The following is a 6,770-nucleotide window of genomic DNA, read 5'->3' on the forward strand; positions in this document are numbered from 1 at the left end:
CGATGTGCCGGTCGGCGAAACAGATTTCGGTGAGGTCAGACATTGGGGGCTCCTGACATCGGCAGAGGACTAGGGCCCTCTCCCTCTGTCCTCTACCCGAGCCGGGCGCCTGAGAGATTCGACAGCTGCGCTATGCCCAACATGTCTTTCCCCATCGGCGGGTGAACCTCGTCACCGCTTTCCAGAGGCATCGTTTCCCCGCGCGGTCCGGGTGCCTGAGAGGTTGACGGAGAGGTGTTGCTCCTTCGGCGTCCGTGGCTGGCGGTCACGGAACTCTCCCGCGCGGGATCGATGCACAGCCGATTTTACCGGCTGCTATTGAGGCCTACGAGGGCGCATATCTGTATGCCGAGGCGCGGGTACAACTGCGCAGTCTTAAATAGAGCGCTAGCCGATCTTGCGGTCCCGGTGCTTGCGCCGCGAAGCCAGCTCGTCCTCCGGTGCGGCGATCGACTCGCCGCCGTCGGCGCGTTCGCCGGGGAAGTCGGCGATCACGCCGGTCAGCTCGCGCATCGCGCCCGACACGGCGATGCCGAACACGCCCTGCCCGCCCTGCAGCAGGTCGACCACCTCTTCAGCAGAGGTGCACTCGTACACCGTCGTGCCGTCGGAGAACAGCGTGATGTTGGCCAGATCCTGCACACCTCGCTGGCGCAGGTGGTCGACCGCAACGCGGATGTTGTGCAGCGAGATACCGGTGTCGAGCAGCCGCTTGACGATCTTGAGAACCAGGATGTCCTTGAAAGAATACAGCCGCTGGCTGCCGGAGCCGGCCGCGCTGCGGATCGACGGCACCACCAGCGAAGTACGCGCCCAGTAGTCCAGCTGGCGGTAGGTGATGCCGGCAATCTGGCAGGCGCTCGGACCGCGGTAGCCGACCAGCTCGTCGGGCACGGAATCGTCGGGGAACAGGCCCGGCTGCACGGGTTCGCTCGGCGCTGTGGCGGTGGGTTCGGAGCTCGGTGCGGAATCGTCACCCTTGGCGTCAAGGTCTAACTCGTCTTGACGTGGTTGGTCGCCCACGGTGCTTCCTCTCGCCGCTGTCACTGACTGCCCCGCAGTCGCGCTTGGTCAGGCCCGAGTGCTTGAGAGCATACGCTTTTCGACAAGCTGTCGTGCTGCTCGTCGCGATCAAGCCGCCATCAAAGTATGGCCGCGATTGGGGGCGGCCGACGCTTTCCGGGGGGCGTGTCGAGGTCCAAGTCGTAGATGAGACGCATCCGTAACATCCCGGACAGCACTAAACGTCGGCGTCAGCCTGCCCGCTACAGTCCGTCGATTTATGTCGCTTTGAAATCGTCGGGTGACACGCTGTCGAGGAATTCCTTGAACTTCTCCACCTCGTCCTCGCGGACAGCGCTGGTGGGCTCCTCGTCGCTCTCGTCCGGGATCAGCAACCCCGCCTCAGCGAGCACCGCCTCCTCGACGTAAATCGGCACGCCGACCCGCAACGCGATGGCCACCGAGTCCGACGGCCGCGCGGAGACCTTGATGTTGCGGTCGAAGATCAGGTCGGCGTAGAAGGTTCCCTCCTGCAAGTCGACGATCCGCACTTCTTTGAGGGAATGCCCAAGGGCGGCAATGACATCCCGAATCAAGTCGTGCGTGAGCGGGCGGGGCGGCTCAACGCCCTGCTGCTCCAGAGCGATGGCCGCGGCCTCCGACTGGCCGATCCAGATCGGCAGATACCGGTCACCGTTGGCCTCGCGCAGCAACAGCACCGGCTGGTTCTGCGGCTGCTCGACGCGAATGCCCACAACGCGAACTTCAGCCATCTGTGTCTGCCCTCCGCACGTGCTGCCGTGTCCACTCGACCCGGTGTCACGGGACTGCTGGACCCTCAGACCACCGAACACCAAGCCGTCGAACGAAGTCTAGTCCTCAGCGGTGAAGAACGTCGCGAACGGCCGACTTGATCAACGCCGTATGCAAGGTGATCGCAAGGGCGGCCACCTCCCGCGCCAAGTCGTCGGCGCGGTCCCGCGCGCCGGCCTTGCCGGCTTTGCCTGCCCCGACGAGAGGCGCGGCGATCTGGGCGATCAGGTCGGATTGTCGATCAGCCGCCGAACGGAATGCCCGCAGGTGTCGCGGTTCGATGCCGTAGTCGGCCAGCGCCCGGGCGCACTGCAGGATGACGACGGCGTGCTCGTCGAAGAAACCGCCCGGCCCGGTGGTGACGACGCCCGCCTTGAGCAGCGCCGTCAGCAACTCGCCGTCCACCCCCGACCGCTGCAGCAGATCCTCCCGGCTCAGCCGGACCCCGGGGGCAACCGATGTCGTGTCGGCTTCCGTCGGCGCGGTACCCGACAGCGCCACCAAACGCGGTATCCCGTAAGGCGATCCAGACGGCGGCAGCTCACCGTCGGGCTGGGCGTCCAACTGCGCCTTGATCACCTTCAGCGGCAGATAGTGGTCACGCTGGGCGGTGAGGATGAAGCGCAGCCGGGCGCAATCGTAGGCAGTGAAGCGGCGATAGCCGGACGCCGCCCGCTGGGGGGTCACCAACCCCTCGGCCTCCAGGAACCGAATCTTGGAGATGGTGATGTCCGGGAACTCCGGTCGTAGCAGCTCCAGTACCGCTCCGATCGACATCCCGGTCAGCGCGGGCGTCTCGGGCGCGGTCACGAGCTAGCCGATCCCCCGTCCTCGCTGGGCTTGGGGCCGGTCAGAAACACCAAGCGGAATTTGCCGATTTGGACTTCGTCGCCGTTTGCCAACACCGCAGAATCGACCGGCTCACGATTGACGTAGGTGCCGTTGAGGCTGCCGACGTCGACGACGTGGAACTCGTCGCTTTCCAAGCGGAATTCGGCGTGCCGGCGGCTCACGGTGACGTCGTCGAGGAAGATGTCGCTGTCCGGATGCCGGCCCGCCGAGGTGACCGGTTGATCGAGCAGGAAGCGAGAACCCGCGTTGGGGCCTCGTTTGACGACCAGCAACGCCGAGCCGGCCGGCAGGCCTTCGACGCCGGAAACCGCACTCTCCGTGCCCGCTTGCGCGGGAGCATCCAGTTCGTTGAGGAAGTCGGCCCGGAAGACCGATGTCGTCTCCACTGTGACTTCATCAGAGGTCTGGTCGTTGTCCTTTTCCGTCACCGGCTGCTCCTCACTGGCCGCTGTGGCGCTGTCTGGCCGGGCCCACTGGGCCGGCTGTCCGACCGCATTACCGTCGTTGTCTCGACCGTACCGCGCACGGGTCCCGAATGTGCCCACCACCGCAGGATCACCCGACCCGATGCCAGGCTGCTCCGCGGGGCGTCCAAGGGCCGCATCTCGGCCCGGGGACTCGTGCCCAACTGCCCGGCTCCTCCTCGGGCGGCTTGCCGCCCGCGTCGTCGTCGAGCGAAAGGCACCTTAACAATCCTCATTCGGTCAGCGTCCCGCGGTAGCCGTCGGCGTCGAGCAGCGCGGCGAATTCCCGTTCGATGGTGTCGCTCCCGTCGACCTCGAGGTCGAGCAACCAGCCCGCCCCGTACGGATCGGAGTTCACCAGCTGGGGACTGGCTTCCAAATCACGGTTGACCGCAACCACTTTCGCCGAAACCGGCGCATACAGATCGGACACCGACTTGGTGGATTCCACCTCGCCGAAGGATTCGCCTGCGGTCACCTCTGTACCGACTTCGGGCAGCTGGACGAACACCACATCACCCAGCGACGACTGCGCGAAGTCGGTGATGCCCACCCGCACTGTGTTATCGCCGGTGCGGCGCACCCACTCGTGCTCGGCGGTGTAATGCAGGTCGGGCGGGATTTCGGTCACGGCAATCCTGTTCTGGTCGATATAGCTTATTTGACTGGCTGAGCGTATTGGCGTGGTTTTGGTTGCCGCAAGGCGGTGACGTCGACGCGGTCCGACTGCTGTACCGACATGCGTCCTCCCACGCGTTTGACGCTGTCGACGGCGCCGCCCGGGATGTTCATCGCAGCCGCCAGCGTCGGCGGATCACCCACGGCCAGAACGGAATACGGCGGCGACAGGGTTTTGCCGTCGATGGTCAGCGCACCGGGGGCGCCAGTCACCCAGGTGTCGACGCCTACCCGAAGCGCCTGGTGCCCGTCGTTGATCTCGATGGCCTCGGCGCCGGCCGCCCGCAGCTCGTTGATGACATCGAGCATTGCCTCCGGCGCGACCCCCCGCCCCGGGTCGTCGATCTTGACGCTGACACCGGGACCGGTGGCGCCAACTGTGCCGACCAGTATGGACAGTGCCGCGAGCCTGGCCTGCGCGTTTTCGATCGCCGCCTGGTTGCTACTGCCCGATGCCTGCAACGAACTCAGTGTGCGCTGCAGTTCAGTGACTTCGGTGTTCAGCGTCGCCTCGCGCTGCCGCAACGAGTCCAGCAATACCAACAGGTCCGCCGGACGCGCGGTTTCCAGCGAATCACCGGACTCGTTCTGCCGAACCTGGGTGACGATCGCGACGCCCAACACGAAACACAGCACGATTGCCAGCGCACCGAACACCAACTGTGAACGGCCACGCCGCAATACGCCGCCCAGGTCCGATCGCCGCAGCCACCCGAACCTTCGCCGAGGATAGTCGGGCGGCAGTTCGTGGCGACCATGCGGCGCGGCGCCTTCAGCGTGGGTCTCGTGTTGCTGCTCGGCGTTCTCGCCGCCACGTGCTGCCGGTTGATCGGTCATCGCTGTCAAGCCCCGAACAGCCGGCGTCGCAGTGCTGCCGTGTTGCCGAAGATGCGGATGCCGAGCACGACGATGATCGCCGTCGACAATTGCGTTCCGACGCCGAGTTGATCACCGACATAGACGATGAGCGAGGCCACGAACACGTTGAAGACGAACGACACCACGAACACCTTCGGGTCGAAGATCCGCTCCAAATAGGCTCGCAAGCCGCCGAACACCGCGTCGAGCGCGGCGACAACGGCGATCGGCAGGTAAGGCTGGATGACCTCGGGCACGCTGGGATGGAAGACCAAGCCCAGCACGATGCCGACGACAAGAGCCGCGAGACCGATCATTTGGCTCCGGCTTTCGCTGCGGCAGTCGTTGAGGCTGGTGTCATCAAGATTCCTGTCGGTCCGATTCAGGGGCCAAACGGCTTGGCGAACTTAACATCCCGAACAGCTCCGGCGGGCAAAGTGAGTCCGTCGCCGACGCTGACGCTGACACCAACACCGTAGGAAACCTCCAGCAGCCGCAGCCGATGCAGGCCGGGGCTGTGGTCGAACACATCGCGCATGGCATGCGGCGGTCCGATGGCCTGGATCGTGTACGGCTTGCTAATTGGATTATTGTCAACCAAGATCGCGCCGCCCGCCTGCCGGATGGTGACGTTGGGCCCGATCCGGACACCGCCCACCGCGATAGCTTCGGCGCCACTGGCCCACAACGAATTGACCACCAGCTGCAGATCGCGGTCCAGAATGATTTGCTGGCCGCCGGCCACCCGCTGCTTGGAGACGTCGGACAGATTCGGGCTGACGCCTGGGTCGGTCACCGTCACGGTCAGACCGGGACCGATGACCGGCGTGCTGGCCGATGCCAGGTCCAGCTTGTCGAGGTTTCCCAGCAGTCGCTGCCCCTGAGCGTCGGCAACCAGTGTGCGCCGCTGCACGTCGTCGACTTGCGCCGCCAGCGCGTTACGGCGCGCGGTCAGCTCGTTGGTGGACGCCTCCGCTGCGCGAACGCTGGCTGCCAGCACCTGCTGGGCAGCGCTGACGCCGGGGGCAACCGAACGGGCTTGCGCGACTGCCGCCGCGAACACCACGGCGACGAGCAAGGCCGCCGCGGCTTGCCAGATCCGGCCGAGCATGCGGTCGCGGTGCGTCGGCGGTGCGGTGGCGCCGTCACGCCTGGCGGCTGCTGCGGCGTAACCGGGATCCAGGTGCTCGGACAGCAGCGCGCGCAGCAGCGACGGCACCGGGATCAGTTGCGGTCGCCCGGCCTCGTGCGCGCTGCGGCCCGCGACGGGGTCATAGCCGCCGAGCGCCTGGTCAGCCATGAGCCGCTTCGCCTCCCACCCTCGGCAACCGGCGGACCACCAGGATCATCTGTGCCACGTACAGCACGAACGACCACAGGTACATGTACAGGCCCCAGATCAAAAACGCCCAGCCGCAGGCCAGCACCACCCGGCTCCACAGCGCGTCCCACTGCCCCAGCAGGATCAGCGGGAACGCCGACATGAGCGCGAAAGTCGCCGCCTTGCCGATGTAGAGCACGGGCAGCGCGGTGAACCCGCGGCTGCGCAGCACCGGCAGCTCGAGGGCAAGTAGCGCATCGCGTGCCAGCAACACCGCGATGATCCACCACGGCACGATGCCACGTAATCCGAACGCGATCGGCACGGTCACCATGTAGAGCCGGTCAACCGCAGGGTCCAGCAGTTCGCCTACTCGCGACGCCTGGTTCAACACGCGCGCGATCTTGCCGTCGGCCCAGTCGGAGGCGCCGCTGAAGATCAAGATCGCGAGCGCCCACGCGTCGGTGTGCGCCACCAAAAGCAGGTAAATGAAGACCGGGATGAGCACCAGCCGGATAACGCTGAGCGCGTTGGGCACCGTCAGCACCCGGTCGTGCGCCGCCCCCGGCTCCATGAGCCGTGACCCTAGCGGAAGACTCCGGCTCCTCCTCATCGCGCTCCGCGTCCCCTCGCCGCTGCGAAGCTGGGGTCCCCCCTGCATCGGTCGCCGGGCCCGAGCTCAATTGCCCGGCTCCTCCTCATCGCGCTCCGCGTCCCCTCGCCGCTGCGCGGCTGGGGTCCCCCCTGCATCGGTCGCCGGGCTAGCGGAAGACCCCGGGCAG

At 66.3% G+C, this 6,770-nt stretch carries 9 protein-coding genes and 2 riboswitches; all 9 genes read right to left on the reverse strand.

Annotated features, from left to right (window positions below; genetic code table 11):
- Positions 1-75 precede the first annotated feature (75 nt).
- Positions 76-193: riboswitch (glycine riboswitch) on the reverse strand.
- Positions 194-291, reverse strand: a riboswitch (glycine riboswitch).
- A 96-nt stretch (positions 292-387) separates the two neighbouring features.
- The 9 genes from VFA16_RS19850 to VFA16_RS19890 all read right to left on the reverse strand — a co-directional run bounded on the left by VFA16_RS19850 (position 388) and on the right by VFA16_RS19890 (position 6,562).
- A complete protein-coding gene (locus tag VFA16_RS19850) occupies positions 388-1,023 on the reverse strand; it encodes a MerR family transcriptional regulator (protein WP_324969466.1) in 636 nt (211 codons plus the stop codon).
- A gap of 257 nt (positions 1,024-1,280) precedes the next feature.
- A complete protein-coding gene (locus tag VFA16_RS19855; RefSeq protein WP_083087315.1) occupies positions 1,281-1,775 on the reverse strand; it encodes a bifunctional nuclease family protein in 495 nt (164 codons plus the stop codon).
- A gap of 106 nt (positions 1,776-1,881) precedes the next feature.
- Positions 1,882-2,625, reverse strand: coding sequence for a MerR family transcriptional regulator (locus VFA16_RS19860; RefSeq protein WP_324969467.1), 744 nt, complete (start codon positions 2,623-2,625; stop codon positions 1,882-1,884).
- Positions 2,622-3,095 (reverse strand): glycogen accumulation regulator GarA, encoded by a 474-nt coding sequence (garA, locus tag VFA16_RS19865; RefSeq protein ID WP_083087317.1) that lies wholly within the window; start codon positions 3,093-3,095, stop codon positions 2,622-2,624. Before garA ends, VFA16_RS19860 begins: the two co-directional genes overlap by 4 nt.
- 268 nt (positions 3,096-3,363) lie before the next feature.
- Positions 3,364-3,762, reverse strand: coding sequence for a glycine cleavage system protein GcvH (gcvH, locus tag VFA16_RS19870; RefSeq protein ID WP_324969468.1), 399 nt, complete (start codon positions 3,760-3,762; stop codon positions 3,364-3,366).
- 26 nt (positions 3,763-3,788) lie between these two features.
- A complete protein-coding gene (locus tag VFA16_RS19875; RefSeq protein ID WP_324969469.1) occupies positions 3,789-4,646 on the reverse strand; it encodes a DUF881 domain-containing protein in 858 nt (285 codons plus the stop codon).
- 5 nt (positions 4,647-4,651) lie between these two features.
- On the reverse strand, positions 4,652-4,984 hold the full coding sequence (locus tag VFA16_RS19880) for a small basic family protein (RefSeq protein ID WP_324969470.1): 333 nt from the start codon (positions 4,982-4,984) through the stop codon (positions 4,652-4,654).
- Between the two features lie 65 nt (positions 4,985-5,049).
- Entirely contained in the window at positions 5,050-5,967 is a 918-nt protein-coding gene (locus tag VFA16_RS19885; protein WP_324969471.1) for a DUF881 domain-containing protein, read from the reverse strand.
- Positions 5,960-6,562 carry a CDP-alcohol phosphatidyltransferase family protein gene (locus tag VFA16_RS19890; RefSeq protein WP_324969472.1) on the reverse strand — a complete coding sequence of 201 codons (603 nt, stop codon included), beginning with the start codon at positions 6,560-6,562 and terminating at the stop codon, positions 5,960-5,962. Before VFA16_RS19890 ends, VFA16_RS19885 begins: the two co-directional genes overlap by 8 nt.
- Between the last annotated feature and the right edge of the window lie 208 nt (positions 6,563-6,770).

Origin of the sequence: Mycobacterium sp. (assembly GCF_035653355.1) — a bacterium.
Lineage (GTDB): Bacteria > Actinomycetota > Actinomycetes > Mycobacteriales > Mycobacteriaceae > Mycobacterium.